At 70.4% G+C, this 19685-nt stretch carries 16 protein-coding genes; 5 read left to right on the forward strand and 11 right to left on the reverse strand.

Annotated elements, in window-relative coordinates:
* Window positions 1–114 precede the first annotated feature (114 nt).
* Window positions 115–5922 carry a pullulanase-type alpha-1,6-glucosidase gene (gene pulA / locus ACYVKF_RS03190; RefSeq protein WP_460964793.1) on the forward strand — a complete coding sequence of 1936 codons (5808 nt, stop codon included), beginning with the start codon at window positions 115–117 and terminating at the stop codon, window positions 5920–5922.
* Between the two features lie 69 nt (window positions 5923–5991).
* Here pulA and ACYVKF_RS03195 read toward each other — a convergent pair whose 3' ends face one another.
* From ACYVKF_RS03195 to ACYVKF_RS03205, 3 genes are read right to left on the reverse strand one after another with little or no spacing between them, the layout of a single operon-like run.
* Window positions 5992–6642: an LmeA family phospholipid-binding protein gene (locus ACYVKF_RS03195; protein WP_460964795.1), complete on the reverse strand. Its 651-nt coding sequence runs from the start codon at window positions 6640–6642 to the stop codon at window positions 5992–5994.
* A gap of 17 nt (window positions 6643–6659) precedes the next feature.
* On the reverse strand, window positions 6660–7943 hold the full coding sequence (locus ACYVKF_RS03200) for an MFS transporter (protein ID WP_460964797.1): 1284 nt from the start codon (window positions 7941–7943) through the stop codon (window positions 6660–6662).
* Entirely contained in the window at window positions 7940–8554 is a 615-nt protein-coding gene (locus ACYVKF_RS03205; protein ID WP_056915436.1) for a winged helix-turn-helix domain-containing protein, read from the reverse strand. The genes ACYVKF_RS03200 and ACYVKF_RS03205 overlap by 4 nt, the downstream gene beginning before the upstream one ends.
* A 235-nt stretch (window positions 8555–8789) precedes the next feature.
* Between ACYVKF_RS03205 and rplM the strand changes: the two genes are divergently transcribed.
* From rplM to glmM, 3 genes are all read left to right on the forward strand, one after another.
* Window positions 8790–9233 (forward strand): 50S ribosomal protein L13, encoded by a 444-nt coding sequence (gene rplM, locus ACYVKF_RS03210; RefSeq protein WP_056915435.1) that lies wholly within the window; start codon window positions 8790–8792, stop codon window positions 9231–9233.
* A gap of 42 nt (window positions 9234–9275) precedes the next feature.
* Window positions 9276–9776: a 30S ribosomal protein S9 gene (gene rpsI / locus ACYVKF_RS03215; RefSeq protein WP_056915434.1), complete on the forward strand. Its 501-nt coding sequence runs from the start codon at window positions 9276–9278 to the stop codon at window positions 9774–9776.
* 234 nt (window positions 9777–10010) lie between these two features.
* Window positions 10011–11366, forward strand: coding sequence for a phosphoglucosamine mutase (glmM, locus tag ACYVKF_RS03220; RefSeq protein WP_460964800.1), 1356 nt, complete (start codon window positions 10011–10013; stop codon window positions 11364–11366).
* Between the two features lie 90 nt (window positions 11367–11456).
* Here glmM and ACYVKF_RS03225 read toward each other — a convergent pair whose 3' ends face one another.
* The 4 genes from ACYVKF_RS03225 to lhgO form a co-directional block, all read right to left on the reverse strand.
* Window positions 11457–12149: a hypothetical protein gene (locus tag ACYVKF_RS03225; RefSeq protein ID WP_056918399.1), complete on the reverse strand. Its 693-nt coding sequence runs from the start codon at window positions 12147–12149 to the stop codon at window positions 11457–11459.
* Complete coding sequence (locus ACYVKF_RS03230; protein WP_460964803.1) at window positions 12146–13048, reverse strand: ABC transporter ATP-binding protein; 903 nt, start codon at window positions 13046–13048, stop codon at window positions 12146–12148. The genes ACYVKF_RS03225 and ACYVKF_RS03230 overlap by 4 nt, the downstream gene beginning before the upstream one ends.
* Window positions 13045–13404, reverse strand: coding sequence for a GntR family transcriptional regulator (locus ACYVKF_RS03235; RefSeq protein ID WP_056918397.1), 360 nt, complete (start codon window positions 13402–13404; stop codon window positions 13045–13047). Before ACYVKF_RS03235 ends, ACYVKF_RS03230 begins: the two co-directional genes overlap by 4 nt.
* 90 nt (window positions 13405–13494) lie before the next feature.
* A complete protein-coding gene (gene lhgO, locus ACYVKF_RS03240; RefSeq protein ID WP_056918396.1) occupies window positions 13495–14703 on the reverse strand; it encodes an L-2-hydroxyglutarate oxidase in 1209 nt (402 codons plus the stop codon).
* A gap of 152 nt (window positions 14704–14855) precedes the next feature.
* On the opposite strand from lhgO, the gene ACYVKF_RS03245 reads away from it, so the two are divergent.
* On the forward strand, window positions 14856–15284 hold the full coding sequence (locus tag ACYVKF_RS03245; protein WP_056918395.1) for an Ohr family peroxiredoxin: 429 nt from the start codon (window positions 14856–14858) through the stop codon (window positions 15282–15284).
* 110 nt (window positions 15285–15394) lie between these two features.
* Here the strand turns inward: ACYVKF_RS03245 and ACYVKF_RS03250 are convergent, their stop codons facing one another.
* From ACYVKF_RS03250 to glpX, 4 genes are read right to left on the reverse strand one after another with little or no spacing between them, the layout of a single operon-like run.
* Window positions 15395–15913, reverse strand: a complete 519-nt coding sequence (locus tag ACYVKF_RS03250; protein ID WP_056915431.1) for a beta-class carbonic anhydrase — start codon at window positions 15911–15913, stop codon at window positions 15395–15397.
* On the reverse strand, window positions 15910–17613 hold the full coding sequence (locus ACYVKF_RS03255; protein ID WP_056915430.1) for a fumarate hydratase: 1704 nt from the start codon (window positions 17611–17613) through the stop codon (window positions 15910–15912). The genes ACYVKF_RS03250 and ACYVKF_RS03255 overlap by 4 nt, the downstream gene beginning before the upstream one ends.
* A gap of 56 nt (window positions 17614–17669) precedes the next feature.
* Entirely contained in the window at window positions 17670–18587 is a 918-nt protein-coding gene (locus ACYVKF_RS03260; protein ID WP_460964806.1) for a carbohydrate kinase family protein, read from the reverse strand.
* Entirely contained in the window at window positions 18584–19636 is a 1053-nt protein-coding gene (gene glpX / locus ACYVKF_RS03265) for a class II fructose-bisphosphatase (RefSeq protein ID WP_056915428.1), read from the reverse strand. Before glpX ends, ACYVKF_RS03260 begins: the two co-directional genes overlap by 4 nt.
* Window positions 19637–19685: the final 49 nt, after the last annotated feature.

Genomic DNA, 19685 nt, shown 5'->3' on the forward strand with positions numbered 1-19685 from the left:
GTTGCCGCAGGTCAAGAGATCGCAATTTCTTGCAGCAAGTTGCAACGCACTCTGGCGAGTCGGACGAACAGGGTCATAGGGTGTGCCGGCACCCCCGCAGCAAAGGAGCTGTCAATGGTCCGTTCGTCCGTCGTCGCCGCCGTCAGCGGCGCAGCGCTGGTCCTCTCCGGGGCGCTCGTCCCGCTCACCGCGGCCCCGGCCGCAGCGGCCGAACGGACGGTGACCCTCGTCGGGTCGCTCCAGTCCGAGCTCGGCTGCGATGCGGACTGGGCCCCCGCCTGCACCGCGACCGACCTGACGCGGGTCGGCACCGGCACGACCTACGCGAAGACCGTGACCGTCCCCGCGGGCACCTACGAGTACAAGGTCGCCATCGACCACTCGTGGGACGAGAGCTACGGCGCCGGTGGCGCCAAGGGCGGAGCGAACCTCCCGCTGGTCCTCAAGGGGCCGGCCAGGCTCGAGTTCACCTACGACGACGTGTCGCACCAGGTCGGTGTCCGCCCCGTGACCCTGTCCGGGCCGGCCACCACCGCCGACAAGGCGTATGCCGCGGACTCGCTGCGCCAGCCGCTCACCAAGGAGCGCTACTACTTCGTCATGGCGGACCGGTTCGCCAACGGGGACAAGGGGAACGACCTCGGCGGGCTGACGGGCGGACGGCTCGCGACGGGTTACGACCCGACGGACAAGGGCTTCTACCACGGTGGTGACCTCAAGGGCATCGAGGGCAAGCTCGACTACATCAAGGGCCTGGGCACGACGGCGATCTGGCTGACCCCGTCGTTCAAGAACAAGCCGGTTCAGGGTTCCGCGGGCAACGAGAGCGCGGGCTACCACGGCTACTGGATCACCGACTTCACCCAGGTCGACCCGCACCTCGGCACCAACGCCGACCTCAAGGCCCTGATCGCCGCGGCGCACGCCAAGGGGATGAAGGTCTTCTTCGACATCATCACCAACCACACCGCGGACGTCATCAACTACAAGGAGAACCAGTACACCTACCGCGACAAGACGGCCTTCCCCTACAAGGACGCCGACGGCACCGTCTTCGACGACAAGGCGTACGCGGGCAAGCCCGGCTTCCCGAAGCTCGACCCCAGGACCTCGTTCCCCTACACCCCGGTCTTCACCAACCCCGGCGACTCCACGGCCAAGGTCCCGGCGTGGCTCAACGACCCGACGAACTACCACAACCGTGGTGACTCGACCTTCGCCGGTGAGTCCTCGGAGTACGGCGACTTCGTCGGCCTCGACGACCTGTTCACCGAGCAGCAGGACGTCGAGAAGGGCATGGAGGACATCTACAAGGCGTGGGTCGACTTCGGGGTCGACGGCTTCCGCATCGACACGGTCAAGCACGTCAACATGGAGTTCTGGCAGTCGTTCAGCCCGGCGATGATCGCCCAGGCCAAGGCCCGCAAGAACGACGACTTCTTCATGTTCGGCGAGGTCTACGACGCACGGCCCTCGTACATGTCGCAGTTCACGACGACCGGGAAGCTGCAGGCCACCCTCGACTTCGGGTTCCAGGCGCAGGCCACCAACTGGGCCCAGGGCAAGGCGGGGACGGACCTGCGCGACCTCTATGCCGACGACGACTACTACACGGACACCGACTCGAACGCGTACGAGCTGCCGACCTTCCTCGGCAACCACGACATGGGTCGCGTCGGCTACCTCCTCAAGGGGGCCGACCCGGTCGGACCGGCGCTGATGTCGAAGGTCAAGCTCGCCGACTCCCTGATGTACCTCACGCGTGGCCAACCCATCACCTACTACGGCGACGAGCAGGGCTTCGTCGGCTACGGCGGTGACAAGGACGCCCGGCAGGACATGTTCGCCTCCAAGGTCGCCGACCGGCCCAAGGCGGGTGGTGGCACCGACCCCGGCTACACCACGCAGCCCGTCCTCGGCGGGACCGCCGGCTCCAAGGACCGCTACTCGACGAGCGCCCCGCTCTACCAGCACATCAAGTCGCTGGCGGCGGTCCGCGCCGCGAACCCGGCCCTGGCGGACGGAGCCCAGGTCCACCGCTACGCCAGCAGCAACGCCGGTGTCTTCGCCTTCTCCCGGATCGACGAGGGCAAGCGCGTGGAGTACGTCGTCGCCGCCAACAACGCGACCACCACGAAGTCGGCGACGTTCGCCACCTACGGGCACAACCAGACCTTCAAGCCCGTGTACGGGACCTCGCGGCTGGTCCGGTCGGCCAAGGACGGTCGCGTCACGGTGAGCGTCCCCGCCCAGTCCGTGTCGGTCTGGAAGGCGACGTCCCCGATGGACAAGCCGAAGTCGGCCCCGGCGGTCTACCTCACCTCGCCGGGCGCCGGCGACGTCGTCGGCGGTCGCGCCGAGATCGGCGCCGCCATCCCGGACAACACCTTCGCCCAGGTGAGCTTCCTCTACCGCCCGGTCGGCACCACGGCCTGGCAGAAGCTCGGCACGGACGACAACGCGCCGTACCGCGTCTTCCACGACGTGAGCGGGATGGCCAAGGGGACCCTGCTGGAGTACCGCGCCGTCGCCAAGGACAGCGCCGGGCACGTCTCTGCCTCCTCGTCCTACGGCATCGTCGGCGACCCCAAGCCGGCTGGTGGCGGCGACGGTGGTGGCGTCGGTCCGGTGACCCAGCCGGCGAACGTCAGCGTTCCCGGTGACCACAACAGCGAGATGGGCTGTGCCGCCGACTGGGCGCCCGACTGCGACCAGGCCCAGCTCACGCTCGACCCGAAGGACCACGTCTGGAAGGGGACGTACACGCTCCCTCCGGCCGAGCACGCCTACAAGGCGGCGATCGACAAGAAGTGGGACGAGAACTACGGCGCCGGCGGCCGCCCCAACGGCGACAACATCAGCTACACCGCGCCGAGCGGACCGGTGACGTTCTACTACGACCACGCCACGCACTGGGCCACCTCCGACGCCCAGGGACCGATCATCACGGCCCCGGGTGCCTTCCAGAGCGAGCTGGGCTGCCCGGCTGACTGGAGCCCGGACTGCATGCAGCCGTGGCTGCAGGACCCGGACGGCGACAAGACGTACACGTGGTCGACCGACCAGCTCCCGCCCGGTACCTACGAGTTCAAGATCGCCCACGGCCTGAACTGGGACGAGAACTACGGCGCGGGTGGCGCACCCGGCGGAGCGAACCTCTCGGTGACCGTCCCCGCGGCCGGGATGATCACGTCGATCTCCTACGACCTCGCGACGCACGTGGCGACCACCAAGGTGGTCCGGGCCGGCTCGGCTCCCGACCTGACCAAGCAGCGCGCCATCTGGGTCGACCGCGACACCGTCGCCTGGCCCGCCGACATGGTCCCCGACGGTGCCAACCCGGCCCTGCTCAAGTGGCGCCTCGCATGGTCCGCCAAGGGTGGGCTCACGGTCGATGCCGAGGACATCACCGGTGGCTCGTCCGCCCCGCTGACGTTCGACCCCGCGGGCCTGCCTGCGAAGGTCACGACGGCGCACCCCGAGCTCAAGGGCTACCTCGCCCTGAACCTCGACAAGCGCACCGCGAACGCCGTCCCCGTGATCCTGCGCGGACAGGTCGCCGTCGGCATGTACGACTCGCTGAACCGGCTGCTCGACGCCACCGGGACCCAGAACGCCTACGCCCTGGACGACCTGTATGCCGCCGGGGCGAGCAAGCGCGCCTACGGCGTCACCTTCCAGGGTCGCAAGCCGGTGTTCCGGCTGTGGGCACCGACCGCGCAGAAGGTCGACGTCCTCACGTGGGCGCCCGACGCGAAGGCGAACGCCCCGACCAGTGCTGCCAAGCGCACCGCGATGACCCGGGCGGACGACGGGTCGTGGTCGGCCATGGCCGGATGGCGCAACGCGCGCTACCTGTACGAGGTGACCGTCTGGGTGCCGTCCACGGGCAAGGTCGAGACCACCCAGGTCACCGACCCCTACTCGGTGGCCCTGACGCTCAACTCGACCCGGTCGGTCGCCGTGGACCTGCGGGACCCGGCATACCGTCCGGCCCTGTGGTCGACGACGAAGGCGCCCGCGCTGAAGCAGGATGTCGACTCGACCATCTACGAGCTGCACGTGCGCGACTTCTCCGTCAACGACACGACGGTGAGCGCCGAGAACCGCGGCTCCTACCTCGCGTTCGCGGAGAACGGCAACGGCACCAAGCACCTCAAGGCGCTCGCGGCCGCCGGACTCAACACGGTGCACCTGCTGCCGACCTTCGACATCGCCTCGATCGAGGAGGACCCGGCCAAGCAGGCCAAGCCCGCGTGCAACCTGAAGTCGTACGCCCCGGACAGCGAGCAGCAGCAGGCCTGCATCGAGCCCACCCGCTCGGGCGACGCCTTCAACTGGGGCTACGACCCGTGGCACTGGATGGCGCCCGAGGGCTCCTACGCCTCCACCCCGGCCAAGGCCGACGGTGGCGCCCGCGTCGCCGAGTTCCGCACCATGGTCGGTGCGCTGCACCGCGACGGGCTGCGGGTCGTCCTCGACCAGGTCTTCAACCACACGCCCAGCTCGGGCCAGGCGCCGACCAGCGTCCTCGACAAGGTCGTCCCCGGGTACTACCAGCGACTGAACGCCACGGGCGGCGTCGAGACGTCGACCTGCTGCCAGAACGTCGCCACCGAGCACGCCATGGCCCAGAAGGCCATGGTCGACGCCGTCGTCCTGTGGGCCAAGGACTACAAGGTCGACGGGTTCCGCTTCGACCTCATGGGTCATCACAGCAAGGCGAACATGCTCGCGATCCGGGGCGCCCTCGACAAGCTGACCCTGGCCCGGGACGGGGTGGACGGGAAGAAGGTCTACCTCTACGGCGAGGGCTGGAACTTCGGCGAGGTCGCCGACAACGCGCGCTTCGTGCAGGCCACCCAGGGCCAGCTCGGGGGCACCGGCATCGGGACGTTCTCCGACCGCCTGAGGGACGCCGTCCGTGGCGGTGGGCCGTTCGACGACGACCCGCGCACCCAGGGCTTCGGCAGCGGCGAAGCGACCGACCCCAACGGTGACAGTGGGGCAAACCCTTCTGCCGCAACGCGACTCAAGCACGACACCGACCTCGTTCAGCTCGGTATGGCGGGCAACCTGCGTTCGTTCGCCTTCCGGCTCAACGAGAACGGCAAGGTCGCCCAGGGCAAGGACGTCGACTACAACGGCGCGCCGGCGGGGTACGCCGACCAGCCCGACGAGGTCATCAGCTACGTCGACGCCCACGACAACGAGACGTTGTTCGACAGCCTGGCCTTCAAGCTGCCGCAGGCCACGACGATGAAGGACCGGGTGCGGATGAACTCGGTCTCGTTGGCCACGACGGCCCTCGCGCAGACGCCGTCGTTCTGGCACGCGGGCGCCGACCTGCTGCGCAGCAAGTCGCTCGACCGCAACAGCTACGACAGCGGTGACTGGTTCAACACCCTCGACTGGACCGGTGCCGACAACGGCTTCGGGCACGGGTTGCCGCTCAAGGGCGACAACGAGGCGAAGTGGCCGTACATGAAGCCCCTGCTCGCCGACCCGGCGCTCAAGCCGACGGCGAACGACGTGCAGTCCGCCAGCGCCCAGGCGCAGGAGCTGCTCCGGCTGCGGTTCTCCACCCCGCTGTTCCGGCTCGGCAACGCCGACGCGATCCGGGCCAAGGTCTCCTACCCGGCGAGCGGCACGGCCGATGCGGTGGCCGGCGTGATCGCCATGCGGATCGATGACACCGTCGGCGCCGACGTCGACCCGCGGCTCAAGGGCCTGGTCGTCGTCATCAACGCCTCGCCGACGGCCGTGACCCAGAAGGTGCCCGGCCTGGCCGGTGCCTCCCTGGCGCTGTCCCCGGTGCAGGCGACCGGAGCCGACCCGGTCGTCAAGTCCTCGTCGTGGAACGCGACGGCCGGCACGGCCACGGTGCCGCCGCGCACCGTCGCGGTGTTCGTCCAGCGCTGACCGACGACACCACCGAGGCCCCCTGAGCGCGCTCGCTCAGGGGGCTTCGGTCGTGCGACGGGCCGCTGCCTACTGGGTGAGGACCACGTCGGTGCCGGACAGCGTGGCCCGGAACCCGTTCTGCTGCACCGAGACCCCGGTCAGGCGCATCCCGGCGGGCAGCCCGGTCACCGTGTGGCGGATCGTCACGAACCGCCTGGCGGCGGCGGACAGGGCCGTGTCGACCAGGCCGGGGCCGCCCAGGTCGACGCTCTCGGGCTCGATGACCAGCTGGCCGTCGACGGCTCGCACCGTTCCCGTGGCGCGGACGGAGAGGTCGCGCCCCAGGATGCTCGCAGTCCGGCGGACGCCCGCCCGGCCGTTGCCGGCGGCATACAGCTCGACGTCACCGATCTGGCGCGCGGCGGTGGCGAACGGGAGGACCGCCCCGAGGTCGAGCCGCTGGGCCCTCAGCCCGTCGGCGGTGAGGCGCACTCCGGCGCCGGTCGCCCGCACGTCGGTGAGGGGGCCGTCGGAGGTCAGGACCGTGCTGCTGGAGAGGTCGACGTCGCTGAGCCAGGTCTCACCCTGTGCGACGCTCGCCGGTGCCCCCGAGGGGGCGGGGGAGGGCGACGACGTCGCTGGAGCCGGGTCGGCGACGGGCAGCGTGCCCACGACGACCACGGCCGCGACGGCGAGGGCCACGAGGGTGGTGAGGACTCCGGCGAGGAAGGAACGCATGTGCCCAGTCTGTGGGCTCAGGCGGGGGCTGGCTCGGTGACGGACCGGTCCTGGTGGCGTTCCTGGCGGATGGCGGGGAGGTACAGGGCGGCGCCGAGGATGCTGAAGGCTCCCGCCACGATGATGGCCATCGCCGTGCTGGTGCTCTCGGCGAACGGGCCGAGGACGAGCATCCCGAGGCTGAACGCGCCGCCGGCGATCATCGAGTTCATCGACAGGACCGTGGTGCGGTTGCGGGCCTCGGCCTGGCGGTGCAGCAGGGTGCTGTGCACCGGGCCGCCGGAACCGTGCAACGTGTAGGTGACGAGGAAGGCGGTGATCAGGCCGACCGTCCCGAGCATCAGGCCCATGACGACGATGAAGGCGCCGTTGAGCACGCGGGCGAGGACCGCGGTCCAGGCGACGCCGATGCGGCGGCTCGCGAGCCCCGCAGCAGCCGACCCGACGGCGAACAGGCCCCAGGCGGCGGCCGACACCGGCCCCATGAGCGCGCCCGCCTCCGTCTCGCCCCCGGCGAGCTCGGCCAGCCGCACCGGCATGAACGTCTCGAACGCGATCATGCCGACCGACCAGAACACCTCCACGAGCACGAGCGCCAGCAGCACGCGTGATGTGCGGAGCGTGCGCAGGCCGTCGACGACGACCGTCGGTGCCTGCCTGGCCGAGGCCAGGGCGCGGTGGAACCCGGTGGAGTCGACGTGGGTCACGGGCTCGCGCACGAGCACCGCCACGGCGGCGAGGTGGACGGCGTAGAAGCCGATCGCGCACCAGTACGGGAACTCCAGGGCCCTCAGCGCCCGCACCGGGTGCCAGGCGATGAGGCCGCCGGAGACCAGCGCGCCGGAGGCGATGGCCAGCCCGAGGACCGTGCCCGCGCGGGAGAGCCCGTCCTCGACCGGGATGGCCGGGTCCTCGGCGTGGGCGGTGTCGACGTACCAGGACTCCAGCGGCCCGGAGTCCAGCGCACGGAACACGCCCTGCAGCAGCAGCGCCACGACGAACCCCGTGAAGGTGTGGGAGGTGATGAACACGAGGCCCGAGACGAGGGCGACCACGGCCGAGGCCACGAGCACCGGGCGGCGGCCCAGCGCGTCGGCGAACCCGCCCGTCGGCAGCTCGAGGCCGAGGACGACGAAGCCCTGCATCGAGAAGATGACACCGAGCTGGGCCAGGCTCATGCCGCGCTCGAGGACGAGCAGCGTCGTCACACCGATGGTGAGTCCCACCGGGAACCACCGGGTGAAGGTGAGCAGCAGCAGGACCCGGCGGGCCTGCAGGGCGGTCACGGGGGAGGCGGTCATGACTGGTCCGTCCCTCGGGGGACCCGGTCGAGGTCCAGCGGGTAGGTGGCGGTGTAGACGGCAAGGCGACGCGCGTTGGGGTTGCCCTGTCCCACCCGCCGGTAGCGGGCGATGAGCTCGTCGATCTCCACCTTGAGCTCCTCCACCTGCGCGGCCGTGGCGACGATGAAGGAGTCGTTGAGCCCCACGGCGTCGCGCCACTCCATGGGCCAGTCGGCCTCGACGTCGAGCCACTTCTCGAACCGCTCGGAGAAGTGCCGCGCGTAGTCGCGGACCAGCCAGTTGAGGGCTGTCTCGGAGTCCTCGTCGCCGGCGAAGTCGCTCGGCTCGAACTGGTGGCTCTCGGTGGCCGCCTGCCACAGCCGCCGCTTGCCCTCACCGTCACCGGTGTCGCTCACGAGGCCCACCGACTCCAGCTTGCGCAGGTGGTACGAGGTGGCGCCGGAGTTGGTGCCGAGCTGGGTCGCCAGGTCGGTCGCCGTGGCCGGACCCCCGATCCGCAGGCGCGAGAGCAGGCGCGAGCGCAGGGGGTGGGCGAGGACCTTCAGTGAGGTCGCATCGAGCCGGAAGCCGGTCAGGCCGGCACTCGTGGAGGGTTCATCGGGAGCCATGTGTGCACAATACATGTGCACACTCTGTTTGCACAAGATCTGTGCACGGGTGCTCCGAAAGCGTGTTCTCGCAGGTCAGGTGCCATTCCCGGCTGCCCCGGGGGCGATTTGGGTCCACCGCACCCCACCCGTAAACTTGAGCACTGTTGTGCCGTGCGCCCTCGCAAGGCGACACATCAGCGCCTCGGGCGCCCACGGCACACGGATCCTTCCCAGCAAGCAAAGGGCCAGTACATTGCGCACTTTTACCCCGAAGCCGGCCGAGGTCACTCGGACCTGGCACGTCATCGACGCCACGGACGTCGTCCTGGGTCGCCTGGCGAGCCAGACCGCGATCCTCCTGCGCGGCAAGCACAAGACCACCTTCGCGCCGCACGTCGACGGTGGTGACTTCGTCATCATCATCAACGCCGACAAGGTCGCCCTCACCGGCGCCAAGCTCGAGCAGAAGAAGGCGTACCGCCACTCCGGTTTCCCGGGCGGCCTGCGGAGCACCTCCTACACCGAGCTCCTCGCGAAGAGCCCCGAGAAGGCTGTGGAGAAGGCCGTCCGCGGCATGCTTCCCCACACGACCCTCGGGCGCGAGCAGCTGACTCACCTCAAGGTCTACGCCGGCGGCGAGCACCCCCACGCGGCCCAGCAGCCGAAGCCCTTCGAGATCTCACAGGTCGCGCAGTAAGTCCGCAAGGACCTGTGCAAGAAAGCGAATTGAGGACATCACGTGGCTGACACCACCGAGAACATCGACTCGACCGACGAGGTCGAGCTCACCGAGTACACCTCCGAGTCCGAGGGTCCCGTCTCCGACGAGCCCACGCGACGTGCGAGCGCCACGGCGCCCGGCGCGGCGACCGGCCGACGCAAGCAGGCCATCGCCCGCGTGCGCATCGTCCCCGGCACCGGCGAGTGGAAGATCAACGGGCGCACGCTCGAGCACTACTTCCCGAACAAGGTCCACCAGCAGATCGTCAACGAGCCGCTCACGCTGCTCGAGCTCGACGGTGCCTACGACGTGCTCGTGCGCGTCCACGGCGGTGGCCCCTCCGGCCAGGCCGGCGCGGTGCGCCTCGGCGTCGCCCGCTCGCTGAACGGGATCGACGAGGAGCTGAACCGTCCCGCACTCAAGAAGGCCGGCTTCCTCAAGCGCGACTCCCGCGTCCCGGAGCGCAAGAAGGCTGGTCTCAAGAAGGCCCGCAAGGCGCCTCAGTACAGCAAGCGCTGATCCTGGCTGGCGCCAGGCTCACCGCTTGGCTCCGCATGTGCTGACAGATCAGCGTGGGCGTCGCCTCGGCGCCTGCCGTCTCACCACCGCGATGGCGGCACCCGCACGTCGGGTGCCGCCATCGCGGCGTTCGGGGGAGTAGGTTCCTCGAGATGCCCGTGTTCGCGGGCGCCACCCGGTTGCGGTCCTCCCGTATGCCGCATGGGCGCCTGACCACCGAAAGGTTCACCACCCATGGCCACTCCGGCACGACTGTTCGGGACCGACGGGGTCCGCGGCCTCGCCAACGTCGACATCACCGCCGAGCTCGCCCTGAAGCTGAGCGTCGCCGCGGCCCACGTCCTCGGGGACGGGGCCCGCAGGAACGGCCGCCGCCCCAAGGCCGTCGTCGGTCGCGACCCCCGGGCGTCCGGCGAGTTCCTCTCGGCCGCCGTCATCGCCGGCCTCGCCTCGGCAGGGGTCGACGTCTACCACGCCAACGTCCTGCCGACCCCGGCGATCGCGTTCCTCACCGCCGACACCCACGCCGACTTCGGCGTGATGTTGTCCGCCTCGCACAACGCCATGCCGGACAACGGCATCAAGTTCTTCGCCACCGGTGGGCACAAGCTCGACGACGCCGTCGAGGACGAGATCGCGGCCCTGCTCGACCAGGAGTGGGACCGCCCGACCGGCGCAGACGTGGGCCGGGTCGTGACGATGCCCGACGGCCACACGCGCTACATCTCCCACCTGCTCGCCGTGCTGCCGAACCGGCTCGACGGGATCACCGTCGTGATCGACGGCGCGCACGGCGCCGCGAGCTCGGTCTCGCCCGAGGTGTTCCGCCTCGCCGGCGCCACGGTGCACGAGATCGGCACCGAGCCGGACGGGCTCAACATCAACGACGGGTACGGCTCGACGCACCTCGACCACATCAAGGCCGCTGTGAAGGCCAAGGGCGCCGACCTCGGCATCGCCCACGACGGTGACGCCGACCGCTGCCTGGCCGTCGACGCCGACGGCAACGAGGTGGACGGTGACCAGATCATGGCCATCCTCGCGGTCGACATGAAGGAGCGCGGCGCGCTCGCCCAGGACACCCTCGTCGCCACGGTGATGAGCAACCTCGGGCTCATCCAGGCGATGGAGCGTGAGGGGGTCGCCGTCCGCCAGACCGGCGTCGGCGACCGCTACGTCCTCGAGGAGATGCGGGCGTCCGACCTGTCCCTGGGCGGCGAGCAGAGCGGCCACGTGATCTTCCTCGACCACGGCACCACCGGGGACGGGGTCCTCACCGGCCTGATGCTGGCTGCCCGTGTCTGCGCCACCGGGCGTTCACTGGCCGACCTCGCCACCGTGATGCGCCGGCTGCCGCAGGTGCTCATCAACGTCAAGGGCGTGGACAAGTCCCGTGTCGACAGTGACGTGGAGCTGCAGGAGGCGGTGGCCAAGGAGGAGGCGGCCCTGGCCGGCTCGGGCCGCGTGCTGCTGCGCAAGTCCGGCACCGAGCCGGTCGTGCGCGTCATGGTCGAGGCCGCAGACGAGGCCGAGGCCCAGGCCGTGGCCGGTCGCCTCGTCGACGTCGTCACGGCGCGCCTCTCGCTCTGAGCCACCGGTCAGCCGGGCTACCGTGCTGGCTCGGGCCGGGCCGGCCGGCCGGCCCGGCTCGGTAGCGCAGCGGGCCGTTCGGCCCCGGCGTCAGGGCGTGACGGGTCGCAGCACGACCCAGGCCGCCGCGCCGAGGGCCACGGCGAGCACGAGCGGGTAGCCGCTGGTCAGGGCCAACGGGTCGGTGTCGGTGAAGAACCGCCCGACGGCGCCCCAGGCGTGACGCCACGTGACGAGCACGGCCGCACCGCACCCCAGCAGGAGGCTGGCGGTCGACAGGGAGTACATCCCGGTCTGCCCCCACCGCTTGAAGACGGTGCCCATGAGCATCCCCAGCGCCGAGACGCACACGAACGGCACCGAGTAGGTGAGGAACAGCTCGGCGGGGTTGCCCCCCTCCAGGAATCCCGGGGTGAAGAACCGCATGTGGACGCCCCAGCCGTTCGTCGCTCCCTCCAGCGCGTGGAGGACGGTGAGGACGACCCCCGCGAGCACGGACTGCCCCAGGACGTACAGGCACGTCCCGTGGAAGAAGCTGCGACGGGTGGAGCTCAGCCCGATCGCGAGCGGGAAGACCTGGGTCCACAGCGAGAGGTTCGCGAAGATCGCCACGCCGTAGAGCGAGGCGATGCCGCCGGTCTGCCGGTCGGCCACGGGGACGTCCGTGAGGCCGAAGATGGCGAGGTTCACGAAGAACGAGATGGCCAGGATGAGCCACGGCCAGAACAGGGCCATCGGCCCCGGGAGCAGGTGGATGCGCAGGACCTTCAGGGCGGCGGTCATGAGAGGTGGACCTCCTCGTGGCGGATGACGGTGTCGGGTGGCAGGGCTGGGCCGGTCGTGGTGCGCACGACGAGCTGCTGGAGCGAGACGGGCTCCAGCCGGAGCCCGTGCCGCTCGGCGTCGGCGGTCGGGGCGTGGCGGACGGTCGCCCGCGTGAAGCCGCCGAGGTTCTCGCGGTGCACGACGTCGAGACCGGCGGCGAAGTCGTCGACCGCCGCGCTCGGGCCGCTCACCACGACGAGGCTCCCGCGCAGCGCCTCGGTGTCCTCGTCGACGACCACCCGCCCCTGGTCGAGCACCACGACGTGGTCGAGCAGGTCGCTCACCTCGTCGATGAGGTGGGTCGAGAGCACGATGGTGCGCGGGTGCTCGGCGAAGTCGGCCAGCAGGCGGTCGTAGAACAGCTGCCGCGCGACCGCGTCGAGCCCCAGGTAGGGCTCGTCGAAGATCGTCAGCGGGGCGCGCGAGGCGAGCCCCAGGACCACACCGACCGCGGACAGCTGGCCGCGTGACAGCTTCTTGACCCGCTGGTTCGTCCTGAGCCGGAACTGGTCGACCAGCTCGGTCGCGAGGTCGTCGTCCCACTGTGCGAAGGAGATCCGCCCGGCCGCGAGGACGTGGCGCACCGTGAAGGCGTCGGGGTAGCGCTGCCCCTCACGGATGAAGCAGGTCCGATCGAGGACGCCGGTGTTCTCCCACGGGTCCTCCCCGAAGGCCCGCACCCGGCCCGAGGTCGCGAAGGCCTGGGCCGTGAGGATCTGCATCAGGGTGGTCTTGCCGGCGCCGTTGCGTCCGAGGAGGCCGTGGATGGCGTTCTCCTCCAAGCGGACCGTGACGTCGTCCAGCGCGGTGACGTCTCCGAACCGCTTGCTGACGTGGTCGAGCTCGATGATGCTCACTGGTCTTCCTCCCACACGTCGATCAGCTTCCTCACGTAGTCGGGCTCGATGCCGAGCTTGCGTGCCTCGGTCATGAGCGGCTCGACGAACTGCCGGGCGAAGTCCTCCCGGCGCCGTTCGAGCAGGCGCGAGCGCGCCCCGCTGGCGACGAACATCCCGATCCCCCGCTTCTTGTAGATGACCCCGTCGGTCGCGAGCTGGGCCACGCCCTTGGCCGCCGTGGCCGGGTTGATCCGGTGGAAGGCGGCGAGCTCGTTGGTCGAGGGGACCTGGCTCTCCTCGTCGATCGAGCCGTCGACGATCGAGTTCTCGATCTGTTCGGCGATCTGGAGGAAGATCGGCCGACCGTCGTCCATCACCGGACGGACCCTCGGTTAGCCGGTTCATTACTCATGTAACTAACCATGCAACCCAGCGAGCCGCGCTGTCAAGACCTCGGCCCCGCGTCAGCGCTCGTGCGGTCCCACGAGGTCGTCGACGATGTGGCGCGCGATCTCCAGGGCGCTCGTCGCGGCCGGCGAGGGGGCGTTGAGGACGTGCACCACCTTGCCGACCCGCTCCACGAGGAAGTCGTCGACCAACGTGCCGTCGTCCCGCACGGCCTGGGCGCGAACCCCGGCTGTTGCGGGCACCAGGTCGTCGTCGTGGATCTCCGGGACCAGGCGGCGCAGGCTGTCGGCGAAGAGGTGCCGGGACGCCGACCGGGCCACCTCGCGGGCCCCGGCCCGGTAGTGCCGACCCGCGAGCCGCCAGAACCCGGGGAAGGTCAGGGTGCCGCGCAGGTCCTCCCAGGAGGCGGTGCGCCAGTCGTACCCCTCACGCGCGAACGCCAGCACCGCGTTGGGCCCGGCGTGGACGTGACCGTCGATGCCGCGGGTGAGGTGCACGCCGAGGAACGGGAAGTCGGGGTCGGGGACGGGGTAGACTAGGCCCCGGACGAGCGGGGTGGCCGAGGGGGACAGCTCGTAGTACTCCCCGCGGAAGGGCACGATCCGCGCCGAGGGCTCGTGCCCCAGACGCCGGGCGACGGCATCGGCGTGCAGCCCGGCACAGGCGACCACGAGGTCTGCAGGCAGGTCGCCTCGGGTGGTGCGGACGACCGTCCCACCGGTGACGGTCTCGTGGGCGCCGAGCACCTCGGTGCCGAGCAGCAGCTCGGCACCGCCGGACTCGAGGCGATGCACGAGCGCCGCGCAGACCGCGCCGTAGTCGATGATCCCCGTCTCGGCCACGTGCAGGGCAGCCAGCGCCGCGACGTGTGGCTCGTGCTCGCGGGCCTCCTCGGGGCCGAGCTCACGGACCTGCAGCCCGTTGGCGAGGCCGCGTTCGTGCAGGCGGCGCAGGCCGGCGAGCTCGTCCTCACGGGTGGCCACCACGAGCTTGCCGCACACCTCGTGCGCGATGCCGTCCTCGCGGGCGAGGGCGACCATGGAGGCGGACCCGGCCCGGCACATCCTCGCCTTGGCCGACCCGGGCGGGTAGTACAGGCCGGAGTGGATGACGCCGCTGTTGCGCCCCGTCTGGTGCCGCGCCCAGCCCTGCTCCTTCTCGACCACCGTGACCTCGGTCCCCGGCCGCGTGCGCAGCAACCGCTCGGCGACTGCGAGGCCCAGGATCCCGCCACCGATGACGACGACGCGGACTGGTGGGGACATGCCACCAACCTAGCGAGCAGCAGGTGGGGAGGGGCTCGGGCGTGGCCGACCGGTGTGTGCAGGCACACGTCTCGGGACGTGGACCACCGGGAATTGCCCCACCTCCCCACGAGTTGCGCAGACGTACCCGTACACCGACAGACAGGACAGCCATGCCTTTCGAAGCAGTCAACGAGACCCTCTACACCATCGCCGCCTCCGCCCAGGGTGGACGTGAGGGCCGCGTGCAGAGTGAGGACGGCGTCGTCGACCTGCCCCTGGGCAAGCCCGGCAGCAAGAGCAACCCCAAGGCCAACCCGGAGACGCTGTTCGCGTCCGGCTACGCCTCGTGCTTCAACGGCGCGCTCGCAGCCGTCGCCGGCCGTGAGGGTGTCGACGCCAGCGCGTCCACCACCACCGCCGACGTGACCTTCGGCAAGACCGACACGGGCTTCGGCCTCGCGGTCACCCTCGTCTCGGAGGTCCCCGGGGTCGATGACGCGACGGCCCAACGCCTCGCCGAGCTCGCCCACGAGTTCTGCCCCTACTCCAAGGCGACGCGCGGCAACATCGACGTCACCATCTCGGCCAAGGGCATCTGACCCCGGTCCCCAACAGCACACAGGCGGGGTATGGCGCGTGGTCACCACGCGCCATACCCCGCCTCTGTGTGTGTGCCTCCGTCTCCGGGTCCCGTCGTGGGGACCGACGGTCAGAACAGCTGGTCGAGCAGGCCGCTGTCGACGTCGTAGAGGAAGCCGCCGACGGAGACCGTGCCGGGGATGAGCGGGTGGCTGCGGACCGCGGCGACGTCCGCACCGAGCGCGGCCCGCTGGTCGGTGACCACGTGGAAGCCCTGCCAGGAGGCGTCCTGCCCGGACGACTCGCCGATCTTCGCCCGCAGCTCCTGCTCGCTGTTCGAGGCCATGGCGCACCGGGTGTGGGGCACGATGAGGATGCGTTCGACGCCGAGCAGGTGGACGCCGAGGACCAGCGCCTCGAGGGCGTTGGAGGTCACCCGCCCGCCGGGGTTGCGGAAGATCTTGGCGTCGCCGGGCTGGAGGCCGACGAGTCGCAGCGGGTCGATCCGCGAGTCCATGCAGGTGACGATCGCGACACCTGCGTGCGCGATGCCGTCGAACCCGCCGGTCGAGAACTCGGTCTCGGCGTAACGCTTGTTCGCCTCGATCAGGTCGTCGAATCCTTGTGCACTGATGGGTGATTCGCTCACAGCAGCCCCGGTCTCTTAGGGATGGACATGGCCATCGGCTTGGTGGTGGAGGCAAAGAAGTCGTTGCCCTTGTCGTCGACCACGATGAAGGCGGGGAAGTCCTCGACCTCGATCTTCCAGACCGCCTCCATGCCGAGCTCGGCGTACTCGAGGACCTCGACCGACTTGATGCAGTCCTGCGCGAGGCGGGCCGCCGGGCCACCGATCGACCCGAGGTAGAAGCCGCCGTGGGCGTCGCACGCATCGGTCACCTGCTTGGAGCGGTTGCCCTTGGCCAGCATGACCATCGACCCGCCCGCGGCCTGGAACTGGTCGACGTAGGAGTCCATCCGGCCGGCGGTCGTCGGGCCGAACGAGCCGCTGGCGTAGCCCTCGGGCGTCTTGGCCGGACCTGCGTAGTAGACCGCGTGGTCCTTGAGGTACTGCGGCATGCCGTCGCCGGCGTCGAGGCGTTCCTTGATCTTGGCGTGCGCGATGTCGCGCGCGACGACGAGGGGGCCGCTGAGCGAGAGCCGTGTCTTGACAGGGTATTTCGTCAGCTCGGCACGGATGTCGTCCATCGGGCGGTTGAGGTCGATGCGCACGACGTCGTCCTCGCCCTCGAGGTGCTCGTCGGTCGTCTCCGGGAGGAAGCGGGCCGGGTCCGTCTCGAGGACCTCGATGAAGACGCCCTCGGGAGTGATCTTGCCGAGGGCCTGGCGGTCCGCGGAGCAGGACACCGCGATGGCGACCGGGAGGGAGGCCCCGTGGCGGGGGAGGCGGACGACGCGGACGTCGTGGCAGAAGTACTTGCCGCCGAACTGCGCCCCGATCCCGAAGTTGCGGGTGAGCTCGAGCACCTGCTCCTCGAGCTCGGTGTCACGGAACCCGCGAGCCGTCATCGCCCCCTCGCGTGGGAGGTCGTCGAGGTACTTCGCGCTCGCGTACTTGGCTGTCTTCAGGGCGAACTCGGCACTCGTGCCGCCAATGACGATGGCCAGGTGGTAGGGCGGGCAGGCGGCCGTGCCGAGGGAACGCAGCTTCTCGTCCAGGAACGCGAGCATGCGCTCGGGGTTCAGGATCGCCTTGGTCTCCTGGTAGAGGAAGGACTTGTTGGCGCTGCCGCCACCCTTGGCCATGAAGAGGAACTTGTAGGTGTTCTCGTGGCCCTCGGCGGTGTCGGCGTAGAGCTCGATCTGCGCGGGGAGGTTGGAGCCGGTGTTCTTCTCCTCCCACGTCGTCAGCGGCGCCATCTGCGAGTAGCGCAGGTTGAGGCGGGTGTACGCGTCGCTGACACCGCGGGCGATCGCGCGCTCGTCGGTGCCCTCGGTGAGGACGTGCTGGCCGCGCTTGCCCATGACGATCGCGGTGCCGGTGTCCTGGCACATCGGCAGCACGCCACCGGCGGCGATGTTGGCGTTCTTGAGCAGGTCGAGCGCGACGAACTTGTCGTTGTTGCTCGCCTCCGGGTCGTCGAGGATGCGCCGCAGCTGCGTCAGGTGGGCCGGCCGCAGGTAGTGGGCGATGTCGTGCATCGCCGTGTCGGTGAGCAGCCGCAGCGCCTCGGGTGCCACCTCGAGGAAGGTGCGACCCCCGGGCCCCTCGACCGTCCGGACGCCCTCGGTCGTCAGCAGGCGGTACCCCGTCTGGTCGGGACCGATCGGCAGCAGGTCCTCGTAGGGGAACTCGGGCTCCGGCGGGTTCTCCGGCGTGTCCGGCATGGTGCTCCTGTCCTCAGGTCGCCGCAGCGACAACAGCTCGTGACTACCGCTCGTGACTAGAGCTCGTCGAGGCTGGGGGCGTAGGCCCCGGCCTTCCCGACGGTGACTCCACTCGTGGCCAGCCCGCGGTCGACGGCGGGGCTGACGTCCTCCAGTGTCGCGCTCCGCAGCCGCTCGCGTGCACCCGGGTCACCCAGCAGCCCGGCGACGACGAGCCCGGACACGAGTCCGGCCATGAAGGAGTCGCCGGCACCGACGGTGTCGACGACCCGGTCCGCCCGCGCGGGCTCGGTCACGACCTGCTCACCGGCGGCCACGCGGTAGACCACGCCCTCACCGCCGAGCGTCACCAGGGTCATGCCTGCGCCGAGCTCGACCCACCGGGCCATGACCTCCTCGGGGGAGCGGTCGGGGTAGAGCAGGTCGAGGTCGTCCTCGCTCGCCTTGACGACGTCGGACAGGCCGACCAGCTCCTCCACGCGGTCGCGGACGGCGTCGAGGTCGCCCATGATGCTCGGGCGGATGTTGGGGTCGTAGGACACGGTGCCGACCTCGCGGACCGCGCGCAGGGCCGCGGTGACGCTCTGCGCCCCCGGTTGGAGCACCGTGGCGATCGAGCCGGTGTGGACGTGGCTCGTGCCCGGCTCGAGGACGACCTCCGGCAGCTCCCAGAGGAGGTCGAAGTCGTAGCTCGCTGCGCCACCCTGGTCCAGGGTCGCCGCTGCGACGGAGGTGCGGGCCGCGCCCAGGCTCGCCGGCAGCACGTGCACGCCGTGCCGCTTGAGGTGACCGGCGATGCGGGAGCCGCGTTCGTCGTCGCCCAGCCAGGTCGCGAAGTCGACCCGGTGGTCGAGCCGGGCCAGGCCGACGGCGACGTTGGCCGGGCTGCCGCCGATGTGCTCTGCGGACTCGCCGTTGGCATCGGTGACGATGTCGACGAGTGCCTCGCCGACGACGAGCAGGCGCTGGCTCATGGGGCGTCCTGGAGGTGGGGGGTGGCGTGGTCGAAGTCGATGGAGCTGTAGGCCCGCAGCTTGGCGAGCTGGTGGTGGCTCTCGATCAGCCGGATCGTGCCGGACTTGCTGCGCATGACGAGGGAGTGCGTCGTCACGCCGCCGGCTCGGTAGCGGACCCCGCGGAGGAGCTCGCCGTCGGTGATCCCGGTGGCGACGAAGAAGCAGTTCTCGCCGCTGACCAGGTCGTTCGTCGACAGCACGCGGTCGAGGTCGTGACCGGCGTCGATGGCGCGCTGGCGCTCCTCGTCGTCCTTGGGCGCGAGGCGTCCCTGGATGACGCCACCCATGCACTTGATGGCACACGCGGCGATGATCCCCTCGGGGGTGCCGCCGACACCGAGCAGCAGGTCGATGCCGGTCTCGTCGCGGGCGGCCATGATCGCCCCGGCGACGTCGCCGTCGGAGATGAGGCGCAGGCGCGCCCCCGCCTCGCGGACCTCGGCGGCCAGCTTGTCGTGGCGCGGGCGGTCGAGCATGACCACCGTGACGTCCTCCACGGTCTCGCGCTTGGCCTTGGCGACCCGGCGGATGTTCTCGGCGACGGGGAGGCGGATGTCGACGGCGTCGGCGGCCTCGGGGCCGGTGACGAGCTTGTCCATGTAGAACACCGCAGAGGGGTCGTACATGCTGCCCCGGTCAGCCACGGCCAGCACCGCGACGGCGTTGGACTGACCCTTGGCCGTCAGCGTCGTCCCGTCGATGGGGTCGACCGCGACGTCGCACTCGGGACCGTTGCCGTCGCCGACCTCCTCGCCGTTGTAGAGCATGGGCGCGTCGTCCTTCTCGCCCTCGCCGATGACGACGACGCCCTTCATCGAGACCGTCGAGATGAGGGTCCGCATGGCCTCGACCGCTGCGCCGTCCGCGCCGTTCTTGTCACCCCGCCCGACCCAACGGCCACCGGCCATGGCGGCGGCCTCGGTGACGCGGACGAGCTCGAGCGCGAGGTTGCGGTCAGGGGCCTCCCTGCCGACGCGAAGGGATGAGGGGAGGTGCTGCTCGGACATGCATCAGATCCTTCACGCGGCGGCGGGTGAGTGCCCCGAGACTATCGGT

It is taken from the genome of Pedococcus soli (assembly GCF_054782575.1).